The sequence below is a fragment of the Nocardia sp. NPDC005978 genome (assembly GCF_040614455.1).
Classification (GTDB): Bacteria; Actinomycetota; Actinomycetes; order Mycobacteriales; family Mycobacteriaceae; genus Nocardia.
In genome coordinates this window covers 131846-148833 of record NZ_JBEXUS010000004.1, presented here as the reverse complement: position 1 = coordinate 148833, position 16988 = coordinate 131846, and the positions used below count along the sequence as shown (strand labels likewise).

Below are 16988 nucleotides of genomic sequence, written 5' to 3'. Positions count from 1 at the left end.
GCGTTCCGGGCGCGTAGAGCCGATCGGGCGCGGCGGAAGAACTACTGCTGGCCGGGCTTCAGGAGCAGGAACAGGCCGTGGGCCTCGGCGCAGAGGCGGTCGCCGTCGTGCATGGTCGCGCGGACGAAGACCTTGCGGCCCTCCACGCGCTCGACCCAGCCGTGCACCGCCAGTTCGGTGTTCAGCGGGGTGATGGCGCGGTAGTCCACGTGCAGGTACGCGGTGCGGGTGACCGCGCGGGTGTGTACGGCCGCGGTCATGCCCAGCAGGTCGTCGAACCCGAGCCCGATGTGCCCGCCGTGCGCGGCGTTGTTGCCGCCCAGGTGGAAGGTGCGGAAGGTGATGCGCGCGTGCACCCCGTCCTTGGACGCGGAATCCACCAGGAACGGCGGCAGCGTGATGTTGCCGCGCGAGGGCAGGTCGGTGCGATGCCAGGTCGGGGCGGACCATTCGTCGGTCACCACCGCGTCGAGCTTGTCGTTGAGCTCCTTCAGGGTGGCGATGGCGTCGAGCGCGATCTCGTCGGTCGGGTTGGCCAGGCGCACCTTGTCCATCAGGGTGCGGACCTGATCGACGAACTCGCCGTAGTGCGGCCCGCCGACGGTGAAGTCGCGCCCGAGGTCCGCGATCGGGCGGAAGCCACCTTCGTGATGTTCCGCGGTGGGCACGGCGTCAACCGCCTCGACCTGCTGTTCGCTCATGAGAACACGTTATCGGTTGCCCGGAGGATGCTCCCGCCCGGGCTCGTTGCCGAGCCCGTTCACGGCCCGTCTCGTTCTGGACCGAGTGGAGCGGGGGAGCGCAGCGGAGGAGCGGAGGGAGGGAAGAACGAGACTTAGGGGGCCGTGAACTCGCCCGGAGCGAAGCGGAGGGCAGAATGGGCACCGTGAAGGCATTGCGTCGATTTACGGTCCGCGCCCATCTGCCCGATCGGCTGGCGGCGCTGACCGAGCTGGCCACGAATCTGCGCTGGTCCTGGGACATGCAGACCCAGGATGTTTTCGCGCAGCTGGACCAGGCCCTGTGGGTCGAGGTCGGGCGCGACCCGGTGCGGATGCTGGGGGAGGTGCCCGCCGCCCGGCTCGACGAGCTCGCGGTCGACGAGGCGTACACCCGGCGGGTCGACGCCGCCGCCGCGGACCTGCGCGACTATCTGGCGCGCCCGCGCTGGTTCCAGCGGCAGGAGAGCGGGCCGCGCGGGATCGCCTACTTCTCGATGGAGTTCGGCGTCACCGAGGTGCTGCCCAACTATTCGGGCGGACTCGGGATTTTGGCGGGCGATCACCTCAAGGCCGCCTCCGATCTGGGCCTGCCGCTCATCGGCGTCGGATTGCTGTACCGCTCCGGCTATTTCCGGCAGTCGCTGACCGCCGACGGCTGGCAGGCCGAGCACTATCCGGCGCTGGATCCGCAGGGGCTGCCGCTGCGGCTGCTCACCGAGGGCGGCGCGCCGGTGCTGATCCACGTCGCCATGCCCGAGGGCCGGGTGCTGCGCGCGCGGGTGTGGATCGCCCAGGTGGGCCGGATTCCGTTGCTGCTGCTGGACTCCGACATCGCGGAGAACGATCCGGAATTGCGCGCGGTCACCGACCGGCTGTACGGCGGCGATCAGGACCACCGCGTCAAACAGGAGATCCTGGCCGGCATCGGCGGCGTGCGCGCGGTGCGCGCGTACACCCGCGCCAACGACCTGCCCGATCCCGATGTGTTCCATATGAACGAGGGCCACGCCGGTTTCCTGGGCATCGAGCGCATTCGCGAATTCATGACCACCGGAATGGATTTCGACTCCGCGCTGACCGCGGTCCGGGCGGGCACCGTCTTCACCACGCACACCCCGGTCCCGGCCGGCATCGACCGGTTCGCGGGCGCGCTGGTGCGCCGCTACTTCGGCGGCGCGCACGGTGAGCGCGAATCCCCGGTGCTGCCGGGCGTTTCGGTGGATCGCATCCTGGCCATGGGCCGCGAGGCCGATCCGTCGGTGTTCAACATGGCGCACCTTGGCCTGCGCCTGGCCCAGCGCGCCAACGGCGTCTCCCGGCTGCACGGTGAGGTCAGCCGGGACATGTTCGCGCCGCTGTGGCCGGGTTTCGATCCGTCCGAGGTGCCCATCGGGTCGATCACCAACGGCGTGCACGCCCCCACCTGGGCCGCGCGCGAATGGATCGACAAGGCTCGCGCGCTCATCGGCGACGAGCTGGTCGAGGAGGCGCGCGGCTGGGAGCGGCTGTGCGATGTGGACCTGCGCGAATTGTGGTCCACCCGTAACGATCTGCGCGGCCTGCTGGTCGAGGAGGTGCGCCGTCGGGTCCGCGCGTCCTGGCTCGAACGCGGCGCCGCGCCGGCCGAATTGGGCTGGGTGGACCAGGTTTTCGATCCGAAGGTGCTGACCGTCGGCTTCGCCCGGCGCGTGCCCACCTACAAGCGCCTGACCCTGATGTTGCGGGATCCCGAACGCCTGCGCGCGCTGCTGCTCGATCCCGAGCGCCCGGTGCAGCTGGTGGTCGCGGGCAAATCCCATCCCGCCGACGAGGGCGGCAAGGCGCTGATCCAGCAGGTGGTGCGGTTCGCGGATGATCCGGCCGTTCGCCACCGCATCGTCTTTCTGCCCAACTACGACATGTCCATGGCCCGGTACCTGTACTGGGGGTGCGATGTGTGGCTGAACAATCCGCTGCGCCCGCTGGAGGCGTGCGGGACCTCGGGCATGAAGTCCGCGCTCAACGGCGGTCTCAACCTCTCCATCCGGGACGGCTGGTGGGACGAGATGTACGACGGCGAGAACGGCTGGGCGATACCGACCGCCGACGGCGTGCGCGATGACGAGCGCCGCGACGATCTGGAGGCGTCGGCGCTGTACGAACTGCTCGAACGCGCTGTCCTGCCGCGCTTCTACGACCGCGATCACGACGATCTGCCGGTCCGCTGGATGGAGATGGTGCGGCACACGCTGCAGACGCTGGGCCCGAAGGTGCTGGCCTCGCGCATGGTTCGCGATTACGCGGTCGAGTTGTACGCCCCGGCCGCCGCGGCGTTCGCGGCCGTATCGCGGGACGACTTCGCGGGCGCTCGCGAGCTGGCGGCGTATCGCCGCCGGATCGAATCCGCCTGGCCCGCGGTCAAGGTCGTCCAGGTCGACGCGTCGGGGCTGCCGGACATCCCGGTCATCGGCGCGACCCTGGACCTGCGCGCCCGGCTGGATCTGGCGGGGCTGAGCCCCGCCGATGTCAGCGTGCGGGCCGTACTGGGCCGGGTCGACACCTCGGACGATCTCTCCGATACGCACGAGGTGACCATGACGCACGTCGGAACCGATTCGGGCGCGGAGCTTTTCGAGGTGCGGACCGAGGTGCCCATCTCGGGCGCGGTCGGCTACACCATCCGGATCCTGCCCAGCCATCCGCTGCTGGCGGGTGCGGCCGAGTTCGGCCTGGTCGTCACCCCCAGCCCCTGATCCGCACCGGACCCGGAAGCCCGGGGCCGGCTACCGGGCGAGGGTGCACCCGGGGTCGCGTATCGCCATGTGCGCGAACCCCGAGCGCCCCTCGCACCCGGTGACCCGTCCTAACTCGGCTGGGCCAGGGTGCGTTTGAGGATCTTCCCGGTGGCGTTGCGCGGCAGCGCTTCCAGGAAGGTCACATCGCGCGGCACCGAGAAACGGCTCACCCGGTGCCGGATGTAGTTGCGGATCATGTCCGAGTCCAGCCCGGCGCCGGGCCGCTTGACCACGAAAGCCGCCAGCCGCTGGCCGAATTCGCGATCGGGGACGCCGACCACCGCGACCTCGCTCACCTGCGGCAGATGCGAGAGCGCCTCCTCGACCGCGCGCGGGAAGACGTTCTCGCCGCCGGAGATGATCATCTCGTCGTCGCGCCCGGACACGAAGAGCTTGCCGTCCGCGTCCAGGTAGCCGATGTCCCCGGTGTCGAGCATGCCCTCGGACTGATCGGGCGGGGTGGCGTCGGTATAGCCGTCGAAGAGCATGTGGTTGCCGATGAAGATGCGGCCCACCGCGCCCACCGGCAGCCGTCGCCGATCCGGGTCCAGCACAGCGATTCTGGTGCCCAGCGGCGGCCGTCCAGCGGTGGTCGGGGACATGCGCAGATCCGCCGGGTCGGCGATGCTCGCCCAGCTCACCTCGGTGGAGCCGTACACGTTGTAGAGGATGTCGCCGAAGATCTCCAGGAATTGCAGCACCGAGGCCCCGGACAGCGGCGCGCCGCAGCTGGCCACCACCTTCAGGCTGGACAGGTCGTAGCGCTCGCGCACGTGGGCGGGCAGGTCGAGGATGCGATTGACCATGACCGGCACCACGATCAGGGCGGTGATCCGCTGCTCCTGGACGCGCCGCAGGCAGTCCTGCGCGTCGAAGCGGTCGTTGAGCACGATGGTGGCGCGAATCGCGGTGGCGATCTGCAGCGCCGCCAGCCCCCAGGTGTGGAACAGCGGCGAGGGGATGAACAGGGTCTCGTTGACGCCGAACGGAATTCGGGACAGCAGCGCGGCCACCGTGCCGAATCCCCTGGGGTGCGGGCGGCGCGCGCCCTTGGGGGTGCCGCTGGTGCCGGAGGTGAGCACGATGAGCCGTCCGGCGCGCGGTGGCTTCCCGCTGAGGCTCTGCCGAGCGGCGATGAGGTCCTCGATGGTGGTGCGCCCCGCGTCGGGCGGCCGGTCGTCGGTGGTGAAACGCGGCAGGTCCGCGGGCGCGTACCGCACCAGGTGCTCGAATTCGCTGTCCACGAACAGCGCCGAGAGCCGGTGCCGGTGCACGATCTCCTCGATCTGGCGGGCGGGCAGTCCGGTGTTGAGCAGGACGCAGTCGGTGCCCGCCTTGCCCGCGGCCACCATGACTTCGACCATGCCGGTGTGGTTGCGGCACAGCAGTCCGACGCCGGTGCCGCCCAGCCCGAGCGATTCCAGTGAACCGGCCAGGGCGTTGGTGCGCCCGTGCAACCGGTCGAAGGTGCTCGCGTACCGGTCGTCGATCACCGCGGTCCGGGCGGGGGAGTGCGCCGCGGCCGCGGCGTAGCCGCCCGCCAGGCTGAATCCCCATTTGGCCAGGCTGGTCAGCTGTTTGAGGCCGACGCCGGGGTTGTAGGTGCGCACCACGCCGGAGGTCACCATGCGTTTGGCGACCCCGGCCCGGCGGCGCAGCGGGGAGTCCTCGCCGTTGTCGAGGTACGCGGTCGGCGCGCCGGTGATGAGCTCCGCGGCGCGGGTCAGGCCGGTCAGTGTCCAGCCGATCACCGCCGAGTTCGGCACCTGCCGCAGCGCCGGATACGCCTGTGCGGCTTTGAAATAGGTGACGATGATCTTGGTACGGCCACGGTCCTCGCGGAGCCGGACCGCGGCGAAACTGCCCGAGGCCGCGTGGTGGATCTCGAGTCCCTCGTCCCGGCGGCCGAGCCGGAGCTGGACCTGCAGGGTGTGAATCTCGGTGTCGGAGCCGCCGATCCGCAGATTCAGGGTGGGGTGTTCGGCGGCGGCGTCGACCTGTTCGCACGCGCCGATGCCGCGGAACAGCCGCGGGTAGCTCTGCGGCTCGGCGAGCACGCTCCACAGGGCGCTGCGCGGGACCGCGTAGTCGGCGACCGCGTCGATGACATCTGTAACCACAGGCGTGCAATTCTCGTCGGCCGGTTCGAGTCTCGGGTCGGCGGATAACGTATGTGTAACGTCTCAGACAGTTACCCGCAAGCGTTTGGAAATACCGGTGGGTAATGGGTTTAATTGCCCACTGATTGCGCAGGTGATGCTGTGATTTCAAGGGTGAGGCAGGTGCGATTGCTCACGATTCGCCGGGCCGAGTGAAGTTCCGGCGAACCAGACAAGTACGGTGCCCAGGGCACCTGCTGTACCCGCCGGCGCCGCTCCCGTTCCCCGTTACCCGCCGACTGGAGACACCACACTCATGAGCACCGGCGTCCTCACGCGCACCAAGGGGCGCGTCGACGAGTACTTCGGCGTCAGCGCGCACGGTTCCACCATTCGGCGTGAGCTGATGGCCGGAACGATCACCTTCCTGGCCATGTCCTATGTGCTCGCGGTGAACCCGGCCATCCTGGGCGACGAGGGTCCGCTGGGCGACAAGGGCATGCCCATGCAGGCGGTGTTCACCGCCACCGCGGTCGCCGCCGTCGTCGGCACGCTGGTCATGGGGATCTGGGCCAAGTATCCGGTGGCGCTCGCACCCGGCATGGGCCTGAACGCCTTCTTCGCGTACACCGTCGTGCTCAACATGGGCATCCCCTGGCAGGAGGCCCTCTCGGGCACCTTGCTCTCGGGCATCATCTTCTTCATCCTGGCCATCACCAAGGTGCGCGAGAAGATCATCGACGCGATTCCGCTGCAGATGAAGCTCGCGGTCGGCGCGGGCATCGGCATGTTCGTGGCCTTCCTCGGCCTGAAGAACGCGGGCATCGTGGTCGCCAGCGAGGCGACCTTCGTGCACCTCGGCGACTTCCACAAGGGCACGACGCTGCTCGCGCTGTTCGGCCTGCTGGTGACGGTGATCTTCCTGGTGCTGGGCTGGCACGGCGCGGTGCTCTACGGCATCCTGTCCACCACCGTGGTCGGCATCGTGAGCGGGCTGGTGGAACTGCCGGGCTCGGTCGCCGCGCTGCCGCACGGGCTCGATCAGACCTTCGGCCAGGCCATCATTCATCTGCCGGACGCCTTCACCGGGCAGATGATCATCGTGGTGCTGACCATGCTGTTCGTCGACTTCTTCGACGCCTCCGGCACCCTGATCGGCGTGGCCAATCAGGCCGGGCTGCTCACCAAGGACGGCAAGCTGGAGCGCGCCGGGCAGGCGCTGGCCGCCGACTCGGTCGGCACCGCCGCGGGCGCGATCATCGGCACCTCCACCACCACCGCCTACGTCGAGTCCACCGCCGGTGTGACCGCGGGCGGGCGCACCGGGCTGACGGCTGTCTCCACCGCGGGCTGGTTCCTGGCGGCGATGTTCTTCTTCCCGCTGTTCGCGGTGGTCGCGGGCGTGCCCGCGGTGACGGCCCCGGCGCTGATCGTGGTGGGCGTGCTCATGTCCCGCGCGCTCGGCGACATCGACTGGAGCCGTTTGGAATACGCGGTCCCGGCGTTCATCACCGTGATCATGATGCCGCTGACCTACTCCATCGCCAACGGCATCGCCATGGGCCTGCTGTTCTATCCGGTGGTCATGGTCGCCAAACGCCGTGCGCGCGAGGTGCATCCGGTCATGTGGGTGCTCATGCTCGTCTTCCTCTCGTATTTCTGGTTCCTCGCCGAGTAGCGCAGGTCACATCATCGGGGTGCGGCGGGCCGGAATAGCCTGCGGCGCGGCCCAGTTGGTTCGAACTGTCGGCAGCGATGCGGACCGCAGTCCGGTTCCAGGATCGGACCGGTGCGCGGCGTTGCTTCCACGGAATCGGACCGATGAGGAATGAGAGAGCCATGACCACGATCGAAAAGGCCGCCGCCGCTCGGGAATCCGCAGCCACCGGCGTGAACGCCACCGCCTTCGATATCGGCCTGCTGGCCCTGCGGGCCGGCTTCGGCGGCCTGCTGGCCGTGCACGGCGCCCAGAAGCTCTTCGGCTGGTTCAACGGGTACGGCCTGACCGCCACGCAGGAATCGTTCGAGGCGATGGGCTACAACCCCGGCGCGCTGTTCGGCACGCTGGCCGGGCTGACCGAACTCGTGGGCGGCCTGCTCCTGCTGCTCGGCCTGGCGACCCCGCTGGCCGCCGCGATCGCGCTGGGCACCATGGTCAACGCGCTGCACGCCACCTGGGGCGACGGGCTCGCGGTCTACGAACTCGCGTTGCTTTTCGCCATCGCGATCACCACGCTGGCCTTCACCGGCCCGGGTCGCTACTCCCTGGACGCGGGCCGGCCGTGGCAGCGACAGGGGCTGGTCTGGGGTCTGGGCGCGGTGGCGCTCGCACTGGCGGCCGGGGTCGGCACGCTGATTCTGAAGTGGGCGCTGTAGGAAACGACCCGAAGGTGATCTCCGCCCGGAAGTTTCGTATCCCCGCGCCGCGTGCAGGGCTTGGCGCGGGGACTACGGACACATCCGATGTGGGAATTGGGGGTCCACCGGCGTATCGACAGCCAATTTACTTCCGAACGGAAACACGAACCAACCTTGTGACTGTTCTCACACGGTAGTCGAGTTTGACGCGGCGCTATTCGTGAGGCGCTCCAATGCCTTTCGCACAACCGCGGGATCCGACGTTTCCCAATAGGGCGGTAATGAGGCCCGCAGATATCCGCCATAACGGGCAGTCGCGAGTCGTGAATCCAGAATAGCGATGACGCCGCGATCATCGACGCTGCGCAACAGCCGGCCGGTGCCCTGCGCGAGCAGCAGCGCCGCGTGATTGGCCGCGATCGAGAGAAATCCGTTGCCGCCCCGGGATTCCACCGCGCGCTGGCGCGCCACCAGCAATGGATCGTCCGGGCGCGGGAACGGAATCCGGTCCAGGATCACCAGACTCAGCGACGGGCCCGGAACGTCCACGCCCTGCCACAGCGAAAGCGTGCCGAACAGTGAGGTTTCCGGGTCCTCGGCGAACTTGCGCACCAGCGCGCCGGTGGCGTCGTCGCCCTGGCACAGGATCGGGGTGTCCAGCCGCTCGCGCAGCGCCTCGGTCGCGGCCTTGGCCGCGCGCATGGAGGAGAACAGGCCCAGGGTGCGGCCGTTGGCGGCGAGGATGAGCCGCTCGATCTCCTCCAGGTAGGACGGCGGCAGGCCGTCCCGGCCGGGCGCGGGCAAATGCTTTGCCACGTACAGGATTCCGGACTTGGCGTGATCGAAGGGCGAACCCACGTCGCAGGAATTCCAGCGCAGTTTCTCGGTGTCGGACGGCGCCTCGACCCCGCTCGCCAGCGCCGGATCCACCTTGCTCGCGTTCTCCGGCGGCAGACCCCAGGTGACCGCGAGATTGTCGAACGACCCGCCGACCTGCAGCGTCGCCGAGGTCAAAACGACAGTGGCCGTGCCGAACAGGCGGCTGCGCAGCAGCCCGCCCACCGACAGCGGCGCCATGTGCAGGGTGCGCCGGGCCACCCCGCGCACGTCGTCGGCTGCCAGCCAGATGACGTCACGATGGGCCGCCGGATCGGCCTCCTCGTAGGTGGTGAGCACGCGCACCGCGGCGTCGTGCACCTCCTCCACGGCCGAGAGCGCCTGATTGCGGGCCGCCGCCGATTCCGGATCGGCCTGCGGATTCGCCGAACCCTGCGGCGCGAGCGCGGTGCGCGCGTTCCAGGCGGCGTCGCGGATCAGTGCCAGCACCGGGGCCGCGCCCTCGGGCAGCCGGTCCCAGCGGCCGGGCGCGAGATCGTCGAGCAGGGCGTGCCAGGCCTCGGCCGCGCCCTCGAGCCGATCGACCTCCTGCTCGTCGATGAGCTTGGTGCAGCGTTTGGCCGCGGCGCTGATGCCGCCGGTGGAGAGTTCCGCGGTGGCGACCCCGGTGACCCGGTCGACCAGTTCGTGCGCCTCGTCCACCACGACCACGTCGTGTTCGGGCAGCACCTGGATGCCGCTGATGGCGTCGATGGCCAGCAGCGCGTGATTGGTGACCACCACGTCGGCGGCCCCGGATTCCGCGCGCGCCTTCTCCGCGAAGCAGTCCTGCCCGAACGCGCAGCGCGATTTGCCCAGGCATTCCCGCGAACTCACGCTCACCTGCCGCCAGGCGCGGTCGCTCACGCCGGGCGCGAGTTCGTCGCGGTCGCCGGTTTCGGTGTCGGACACCCATTCGTTGAGGCGCTGCACTTCGCGCCCGAGCCGGGAAATGGCGAAGGCGTCGAACAACTCCGCTTCGGCGGGTTCGTCCGGAATCGCGCTATTGATCTTGTTCAAGCACAGATAGTTGTTGCGGCCCTTGAGAATCGCGAACTGCGCCACCCGCCCGAGTGGTTCGGCCAGCGCGGCGGTCAGCCGCGGCAGATCCCGGTCGACGAGCTGGCGCTGCAGCGCGATGGTCGCTGTCGACACCACCACGGTCCGCCCCGTCCGCACCGCGTGCCGCAGGCTCGGCACCAGATATGCCAGCGACTTTCCGGTTCCGGTTCCGGCCTGCACGGCCAGATGCTCCCCGGTGTCGATGGAGTGCGCGACCGCGGCCGCCATGGTCTGCTGGCCCTTGCGTTCCTTGCCGCCGAGCGCCTGCACCGCGGTGGACAGCAGCTTGGGAACGGGAGGGAGTTCAGGCACGGCGGCCAGCCTAACGGCCGGTGCCGACAAGGTCCCGCGAACCTCGGTCCGGACCGCCTGCGCACCGCGCGGTGATCGCGAACCGACCGTGCGACGGACTGTGGATGCACTATGCGACGTGCTGTGGATGTGCAGCGTGATGGACTGTCGCCGCGCCGTGCGACGGGCCGCGAACACGCCGCGTGACCGGCGAAAACCTGCGCGTGACCCGGCGGTGAACGCACCCTCGGGTGGTCAGCGCTCGAGGGCTCCGGCCAGTTCCACGCCCGCGGCGCGCATGGCGTCCAGCGCGGTGCGCACGGTGGCGGGGGTGACCGCCGCGGTCAGGCCCAGCAGGACGCGGGCGTCGAACCCCGCCGCGCGCGCGTCCAGGGCGGTGGCGCGCACGCAGTGGTCGGTGGCGATGCCGCAGATGTCGACGGTGTCGATGTCGTGCTCGCGCAGCCAGTCGGCCAGGGTGGTGGAGCCGTCCGCGGCGGTGCCCTCGAAACCCGAATACGCCGCCGTGTAAGCGCCTTTGGAGAAGACCTCGGCGATGGGCGCGGTGTCGAGGCCCGGATGGAAGTCCGCGCCGGGGGTGCCGGCGCGGCAGTGCGGGGGCCAGCTGTCCACGAAGTCGGGATGCTCGGAGAAGTGCGCGCCCGGGTCGATGTGGAAGTCGCGCGTGGCGACCACCGCGGTGTAGTCCGAGACGCCCAGGTACCGGCTGATCCGCTCGGCGACCGCCGCGCCGCCGGTGACGGCGAGCGATCCGCCCTCGCAGAAGTCGTTCTGCACGTCGACGACGATCAGGGCTCGGCTCATTGGTCGACCTCCCGGGGCCTGCGGATGAACTGCGGCGGTTCCGCCCGCGTACTGCATTGTGCCGCCCGGGCGCGCACCCCGTCCATTCGCCCGGGCGGCGGTGTGGCGCACCCGGACGGGACGAATTCCGACAACCGGGAGAACACCGTGAATCGCATGGTCATGCTGGTGCTGTTCCTCATCGCCATGGGGATCCTCATCGAGATCGCGGGCAATGACACCGTGGCGCTGTACGGCCGCGGGCTCATCCTGATCGTCCTGCTCGGCGCGGGCCTGGATTGGCTGCGGCGGCGGGTCAGCTCAGGAAAGTCGTCGGGATAGCCGGGTCGCCCGCGGAGAGTTTGAGCCCCTCCCACGGCAGGCTGACCAGCCCGCGGGCCACCAGGTCCCGGCCCTCGGCCAGCGTCGGCTGATCGGGCAGCACGGCGCCGGCGCGCACCAGCGGCGTCTGCAGGTCGCGGACCTCGTGGCCGTTCGCCGCCGGCCGCTGCGCGGTCTCGGGGAAGACGATCTCCTCGAGCAGCGTGCCGGTGCGCCGCACCAGGCGCACCGCTTTCTTGCCGCCGCCGCGAGATTCCTTGTGCGAGCTGCGTTTCGCGACCGGAACGCCCTCCACCTCGACGAGCTTGTAGACCATGCCCGCGGTGGGCGCGCCCGAGCCGGTGACCAGCGCGGTGCCCACGCCGTAGACGTCGACCGGTTCGGCGCGCAGCGCGGCGATGGCGTACTCGTCGAGATCTCCGGACACCACGATGCGCGTGCGGGTGGCCCCGAGCCCGTCGAGCTGCTCGCGCACCTGCCGCGCCAGCACCCCGAGATCGCCGGAATCGATACGCACGCCGCCCAATTCGGGACCGGCGACCTCGACGGCGGTGGCCACTCCCCGCGTGATGTCGAAGGTGTCCACCAGCAGCGTGGTGCCCACCCCGAGGGCGTCGATCTGGCTGCGGAAGGCCGCGGCCTCGTGCTGTCCGTCGGCGGCGCTGTGCAGCAGCGTGAAGGCGTGCGCGCTGGTGCCGGCCCCCGGAACCCCGAAGCTGCGCACCGCCTCCAGATTCGAGGTCGCGTCCAATCCGGCGAGGTACGCGGCGCGGGCGGCGGCGGGCGCGGCGAGCTCATGCGTTCGGCGCGAACCCATTTCGATCATGCGCCGGCCCCCGGCCGCGCTCACCATGCGCGCCGCGGCCGAGGCGATGGCGCTGTCGTGGTTGTAGATCGAGAGCGCCAGCGTCTCCAGCAGCACGCATTCGGCGAAGGTGCCGCGCACGGTGAGGACCGGCGATCCCGGGAAGTACAGCTCGCCCTCGCGGTACCCGTCGATGTCGCCGGTGAACCGGTAGTCCCGCAGCCACCGCACCGTCGGTTCGTCCAGGAACTTCGCCACGACCGCCAATTCCGGTTCGCCGAACCGGAATTCGGTCAGGGCGGCCAGCAGTCTGCCGGTTCCCGCGACCACGCCGTAGCGCCGCCCGTGCGGCAAACGGCGCGCGAACAGTTCGAAGGTGCACCGCCGCTGCGCGGATCCGTCCCGCAGCGCGGCGGCGAGCATGGTCAGCTCGTACTGGTCGGTCAGCAACGCGGTGCTGTTGACTCCGTCAGCGATCATGGCCTCCATACTGCCCTGAATCGCCGCCCGCAGGACTTTGCTCGATTCCGGTTCCCCGACGCGTCGGCCCGGCGTGTTGCCTGGGTGTTGTTTCTGCTTTGTCGAGTCGTACCCTGGACCCCATGGGTCTGTGCATGGAAGACGCTGTCCGGGTCGCTGCCGGTCCGGCAGGCGTGAACGGGGTCTCTTCGGCGGCACAGGTGGCGACCCGGTTCGCCGCGATCACGGCCTCGGCGCCCCAGGCGACGCCGGAGACGGTCGAGCACACCGAAATTCTGGAGGCCGAGGACCGGCCGTGGGTCACCGTCGTATGGGACGACCCGGTCAACCTCATGCACTACGTGACGTACATCTTCCAGAAGCTGTTCGGCTACAGCAAAGGCAAGGCCACCGAGCTGATGCTCGAGGTGCACAACGAGGGCAAGGCCGTGGTGTCCTCCGGCTCGCGCGACAAGATGGAACACGACGTGCAACGCCTGCACGCGGCCGGACTCTGGGCCACCATGCAACGGGACCAGTGATCCGGACGGCTACGGTTGAACCGTGCGGAAGTGGAGCAGGAAGAACTCCCTGGGCGGGCTGAAGGTGCGTTCGGAGATGGACGAGCACGAGGCAGAGGTCCTGCGCTCGCTCATCGGAGCCGTCTCCGGACTGCTCACCGAACGGGCGCGCTCGGCCCCCGAGGACGAACTGGCGGCCCTGACCGGGCTGCAGACGGGCAACACCACACCGCCGGATGACCCCCGGCTGTACCGGCTGCTGCCCGACTTCCACCGCAGCGAACCCGGATCCCCCGACGCCGAGCGTGCCGGTCTCAACGGCGCCCTGCGCGGCCTGCACGAACCCGACATCATCGAGACCAAGGTGGCCGCGGGTTCGGTCGTGCTCGAGACGCTCCCGCCGCAGGGCGGCAAGATCGTGCTGACCCCCGAACAGGCCGACGCCTGGCTGACCGCGCTCAACGACACCCGGCTGGCGCTGGGGACCGCGCTGGAGATCGGCCCCGACACGCCCGACCATCTCGACGAGGACGATCCGCGCGCACCCAGTCTGGAGATCTACCACTGGCTGACCTGGATGCAGGACTCGCTGCTGCAGGCGCTCGCACCCTGACCCCAGTACCCGGCCACCGGAGGTGCAATCCGTGAACACCGTTGCGGGACCGCGTAATTCGATCACCGACGTGGTGGGTGTGCTGGTCGGGCACCAGCATTCGCTCGACCCGGACGCGACCCTGGGCTCCGGCGCGGCCACCGGCTGCACCGTGCTGCGCGTGCCCGGCGGCGCGACCGCCTCGGTGGACGTGCGCGGCGGCGGCCCCGGCACCCGTGAAACCGATCTGCTCGATCCGGGCAACACCGTCCGGCGGCTGAACGCGGTGCTGCTGTCGGGCGGCAGCGCCTACGGCCTCGCCGCGGCCGACGGCGTCATGCGGTGGCTCGAGGAACACGGCGAGGGCATCCCCATGGATCCCACCGATCCCACCCGCGTGGTGCCGATCGTGCCCGGCGCGGTCATCTTCGATCTTCCGGTGGGCGCGTGGCACATTCGGCCCACCGCCGATTTCGGCTTCCTGGCCGCCGAGGCCGCGGCCGTCGATTTCGCGCGTGGCTCGGTGGGGGCCGGCACGGGCGCGCGGGCGGGCTCGATCAAGGGCGGGGTCGGCTCGGCCAGCGTGTATTTCACGGACGGCCCCGCGGCCGGAATCACGGTGGGCGCGCTCATCGTGGCCAATCCGGTCGGCTCGGTCTTCGACCCGCGCACCGGCCTGCCCTGGGGCGCGGGCACCGACGGCGCGGAACGCTTCGGCCTGCGCCCGGCCGCCGCCGGCACGCTGGCCGCCGCCAACGCGCTGCCGGTCAAAGGCACGGTCCTGAACACCACCATCGGCGTTGTCGCCACCGACGCCGCGCTGGACCCGGCCGGCTGCCGCCGCCTGGCCGCCACCGCGCACGACGGCCTGGCCCGCGCCATCCGCCCCGCGCACTCGCCGCTGGACGGGGACACCCTGTTCGCCCTCGCGACCGGCACCGCCTCCCCGTCCGCGCCGGCCTTCCCGCTGCCGCCCGCGTTTCCGGCCGACCTGCTCGTGCTGGACGAATTGTGCACGGCCGCAGCGGTATGCGTGGAGCGCGCGATCGTCGACGCGATTCTCTCGGCCACCGCCGTCGCGGGCATCCCGTCCTACACCGACCTGTTCGGCGGCTGACCCCGGCCCGCCGCGCGCGGGTGTCATCCGGCACGCCGGGAATAGGTTGCCTAGGCTGACCTGTTGACGACAGCGTTTCGACGCTCCGATCCGTGTGATCGAGCGACGAGCCCATCGGAAAGCACGACCCAGCGGAAGGATTCGACGGTGCTGGTGATCAGAGCCGACCTCGTGGACGCGATGGTCGCGCACGCGCGCGCCGACCACCCCGACGAGGCGTGCGGCGTGATCGCCGGACCCGAGGGCGCCGACCGCCCCGAACGCTTCGTGCCCATGGTCAACGCCGAGCGCTCGCCCACCTTCTACCGCTTCGACTCCGGTGAACAGCTGCGCGTATGGCGCGCCATGGACGACGCCGACGAGGAGCCGGTGGTCATCTACCACTCGCACACCGCGACCGAGGCGTACCCGAGTCGCACCGACATCTCCTACGCGTCCGAGCCCAACGCGCACTACGTGCTGATCTCCACCCGCGATCCCGAGGTGCACGAGCTGCGCAGCTACCGCATCGTGAACGGGACGGTCACCGAGGAACCGGTGCACCTGATCCTGCCCCCGGACTGATCCGCGGTCCCGGAAGACTTCCACCGCACCACACTCCGCCGCGACGAAGGAGCCCAACCCATGCCGGTCACCGTGTCCATCCCGACCATCATGCGCACCCTCACCGGGGGCGAGAAGCGAGTACAGGCGCAGGGCGCGACCCTGGCCGCGCTCATCGACGACCTCGAGGCCAATCACACCGGCCTCAAGGAGCGCCTGCTCAAGGACGGCAAGCTCAACCGCTACGTGAACATCTACGTCGACGACGAGGACGTGCGCTTCGCGGGCGGACTGGACGCCGAGATCACCGACGGCGGCACCGTCACCATCCTGCCGGCGGTCGCCGGCGGCGCGCCGGACGCTCCGACCGGCGGCCGGTAGTCCGGTGGCCCGCTACGAGTCGCTGATCGCCACCCTCGGCAACACGCCCCTGGTCGGCCTGCGGAATCTGTCTCCCCGCTGGGACGGTGACGACCACGTGCGCCTGTGGGCCAAACTCGAGGACCGCAACCCCACCGGCTCCATCAAGGACCGGCCCGCGCTGCGGATGATCGAACAGGCCGAACGCGACGGGCTGCTCACCCCGGGCTGCACCATTCTCGAGCCGACCAGCGGCAACACCGGCATCTCGCTGGCCATGGCCGCCAAGCTCAAGGGCTACCGGCTGGTGTGCGTCATGCCGGAGAACACCTCGATCGAGCGCAGGCAGCTGCTGACCATGTTCGGCGCGGAGATCATCGACTCGCCCGCGGCGGGCGGCTCCAATCAGGCTGTGGCGCTGGCCAAGCAGATCGCCGCCGAGCATCCGGACTGGGTGATGCTCTACCAGTACGGCAATCCCGCCAACGCGCTGGCGCACTACGAGACCACCGGACCGGAGATCCTGGCCGACCTGCCCGAGATCACGCATTTCGTGGCCGGGCTCGGCACCACCGGCACGCTCATGGGCACCGGCCGGTTCCTGCGCGAGAAAGTGCCCGGGATCGACATCGTCGCCGCCGAACCGCGCTACGGCGAACTCGTCTACGGGCTCCGCAACATCGACGAGGGCTTCATTCCCGAGCTCTACGACGAATCCGTGCTGACCTCACGTTTCTCGGTCGGGCCGTACGACGCCGTACGCCGCACCCGCGAACTGGTCCTGGAAGAGGGCATATTCGCGGGCATCTCGACCGGCGCGATCCTGCACGCCGCGCTGGGCGTGGCGAACAAGGCCGTCAAGGCGGGCGCCCGGGCGGACATCGCCTTCGTGGTCGCCGACGGCGGCTGGAAATACCTCTCGACCGGCGCGTACGACGGCACCCTGGACGAAGCCGAAGAGCGACTGGACGGCCAGCTCTGGGCCTGACGCCGACCCGATGGCGCAGCGCCGCGGCCTTGCAGCCCGAGATCGCCGACGAGCTGAATCCGAGTGTGCGCACGCTGCGCCGCCGCGGACGGCACCCGTCGCGCGGCGGTCTGGCCGAGCTGGTCTCGGATCGCACCGCGCTCGTGCCCGTCGGCGGAGCCCGCCGGGTGCGGCTCATCTGCCGGATTCGTCCGTCTCGACGGGCGATCGCGGGGCGTCGCCGCCCGATAGCGGTGTGCCCGGCGCGCCCGGCGGTACGCTCGGGGCAGAGTGCG

15 protein-coding genes are annotated in these 16988 nt (G+C 70.1%); 10 read left to right on the top strand and 5 right to left on the bottom strand.

All coding sequences use genetic code 11. From position 1 onward, the window contains the following. Window positions 1-41 precede the first annotated feature (41 nt). Window positions 42-701 carry a PaaI family thioesterase gene (locus ABZ319_RS03325; RefSeq protein ID WP_354984670.1) on the bottom strand — a complete coding sequence of 220 codons (660 nt, stop codon included), beginning with the start codon at window positions 699-701 and terminating at the stop codon, window positions 42-44. Between the two features lie 185 nt (window positions 702-886). Between ABZ319_RS03325 and glgP the strand changes: the two genes are divergently transcribed. Then, window positions 887-3454: an alpha-glucan family phosphorylase gene (gene glgP, locus ABZ319_RS03320; protein WP_354984669.1), complete on the top strand. Its 2568-nt coding sequence runs from the start codon at window positions 887-889 to the stop codon at window positions 3452-3454. 110 nt (window positions 3455-3564) lie between these two features. Here the strand turns inward: glgP and ABZ319_RS03315 are convergent, their stop codons facing one another. Continuing rightward, window positions 3565-5616, bottom strand: a complete 2052-nt coding sequence (locus ABZ319_RS03315; protein WP_354984668.1) for an AMP-binding protein — start codon at window positions 5614-5616, stop codon at window positions 3565-3567. A 295-nt stretch (window positions 5617-5911) separates the two neighbouring features. Between ABZ319_RS03315 and ABZ319_RS03310 the strand changes: the two genes are divergently transcribed. Both ABZ319_RS03310 and ABZ319_RS03305 read left to right on the top strand, forming a co-directional pair. Beyond that, window positions 5912-7273: an NCS2 family permease gene (locus ABZ319_RS03310; RefSeq protein WP_354984667.1), complete on the top strand. Its 1362-nt coding sequence runs from the start codon at window positions 5912-5914 to the stop codon at window positions 7271-7273. 161 nt (window positions 7274-7434) lie between these two features. Further along, complete coding sequence (locus ABZ319_RS03305; RefSeq protein WP_354984666.1) at window positions 7435-7971, top strand: DoxX family protein; 537 nt, start codon at window positions 7435-7437, stop codon at window positions 7969-7971. A 168-nt stretch (window positions 7972-8139) separates the two neighbouring features. Here ABZ319_RS03305 and ABZ319_RS03300 read toward each other — a convergent pair whose 3' ends face one another. Both ABZ319_RS03300 and ABZ319_RS03295 read right to left on the bottom strand, forming a co-directional pair. After that, window positions 8140-10203, bottom strand: a complete 2064-nt coding sequence (locus ABZ319_RS03300; RefSeq protein WP_354984665.1) for an ATP-dependent DNA helicase — start codon at window positions 10201-10203, stop codon at window positions 8140-8142. 234 nt (window positions 10204-10437) lie between these two features. Then, on the bottom strand, window positions 10438-11007 hold the full coding sequence (locus ABZ319_RS03295) for a nicotinamidase (protein ID WP_354984664.1): 570 nt from the start codon (window positions 11005-11007) through the stop codon (window positions 10438-10440). Window positions 11008-11154: 147 nt separating this feature from the next. Between ABZ319_RS03295 and ABZ319_RS03290 the strand changes: the two genes are divergently transcribed. Further along, on the top strand, window positions 11155-11328 hold the full coding sequence (locus tag ABZ319_RS03290; RefSeq protein ID WP_354984663.1) for a hypothetical protein: 174 nt from the start codon (window positions 11155-11157) through the stop codon (window positions 11326-11328). Here ABZ319_RS03290 and ABZ319_RS03285 read toward each other — a convergent pair. Then, complete coding sequence (locus ABZ319_RS03285) at window positions 11303-12613, bottom strand: nicotinate phosphoribosyltransferase (RefSeq protein ID WP_354984662.1); 1311 nt, start codon at window positions 12611-12613, stop codon at window positions 11303-11305. The two genes, ABZ319_RS03290 and ABZ319_RS03285, sit on opposite strands and share 26 nt — an antisense overlap. Before the next feature lie 122 nt (window positions 12614-12735). Here ABZ319_RS03285 and clpS point away from each other — a divergent pair, with 122 nt between their 5' ends. The 6 genes from clpS to ABZ319_RS03255 all read left to right on the top strand — a co-directional run bounded on the left by clpS (window position 12736) and on the right by ABZ319_RS03255 (window position 16713). Continuing rightward, the gene (clpS, locus tag ABZ319_RS03280; protein ID WP_354984661.1) at window positions 12736-13134 is read left to right on the top strand and encodes an ATP-dependent Clp protease adapter ClpS; all 399 of its coding nucleotides are present in this window, start codon (window positions 12736-12738) and stop codon (window positions 13132-13134) included. Between the two features lie 22 nt (window positions 13135-13156). Beyond that, window positions 13157-13726 carry a DUF2017 domain-containing protein gene (locus ABZ319_RS03275; RefSeq protein ID WP_354984660.1) on the top strand — a complete coding sequence of 190 codons (570 nt, stop codon included), beginning with the start codon at window positions 13157-13159 and terminating at the stop codon, window positions 13724-13726. 31 nt (window positions 13727-13757) lie between these two features. Beyond that, a complete protein-coding gene (locus tag ABZ319_RS03270; RefSeq protein ID WP_354984659.1) occupies window positions 13758-14822 on the top strand; it encodes a P1 family peptidase in 1065 nt (354 codons plus the stop codon). A gap of 147 nt (window positions 14823-14969) precedes the next feature. After that, window positions 14970-15386, top strand: coding sequence for a M67 family metallopeptidase (locus tag ABZ319_RS03265; protein ID WP_354984658.1), 417 nt, complete (start codon window positions 14970-14972; stop codon window positions 15384-15386). Window positions 15387-15446: 60 nt separating this feature from the next. After that, the gene (locus ABZ319_RS03260; RefSeq protein ID WP_354984657.1) at window positions 15447-15746 is read left to right on the top strand and encodes a MoaD/ThiS family protein; all 300 of its coding nucleotides are present in this window, start codon (window positions 15447-15449) and stop codon (window positions 15744-15746) included. 4 nt (window positions 15747-15750) lie between these two features. Beyond that, window positions 15751-16713, top strand: a complete 963-nt coding sequence (locus ABZ319_RS03255; RefSeq protein ID WP_354984656.1) for a cysteine synthase — start codon at window positions 15751-15753, stop codon at window positions 16711-16713. Window positions 16714-16988 lie beyond the last annotated feature (275 nt).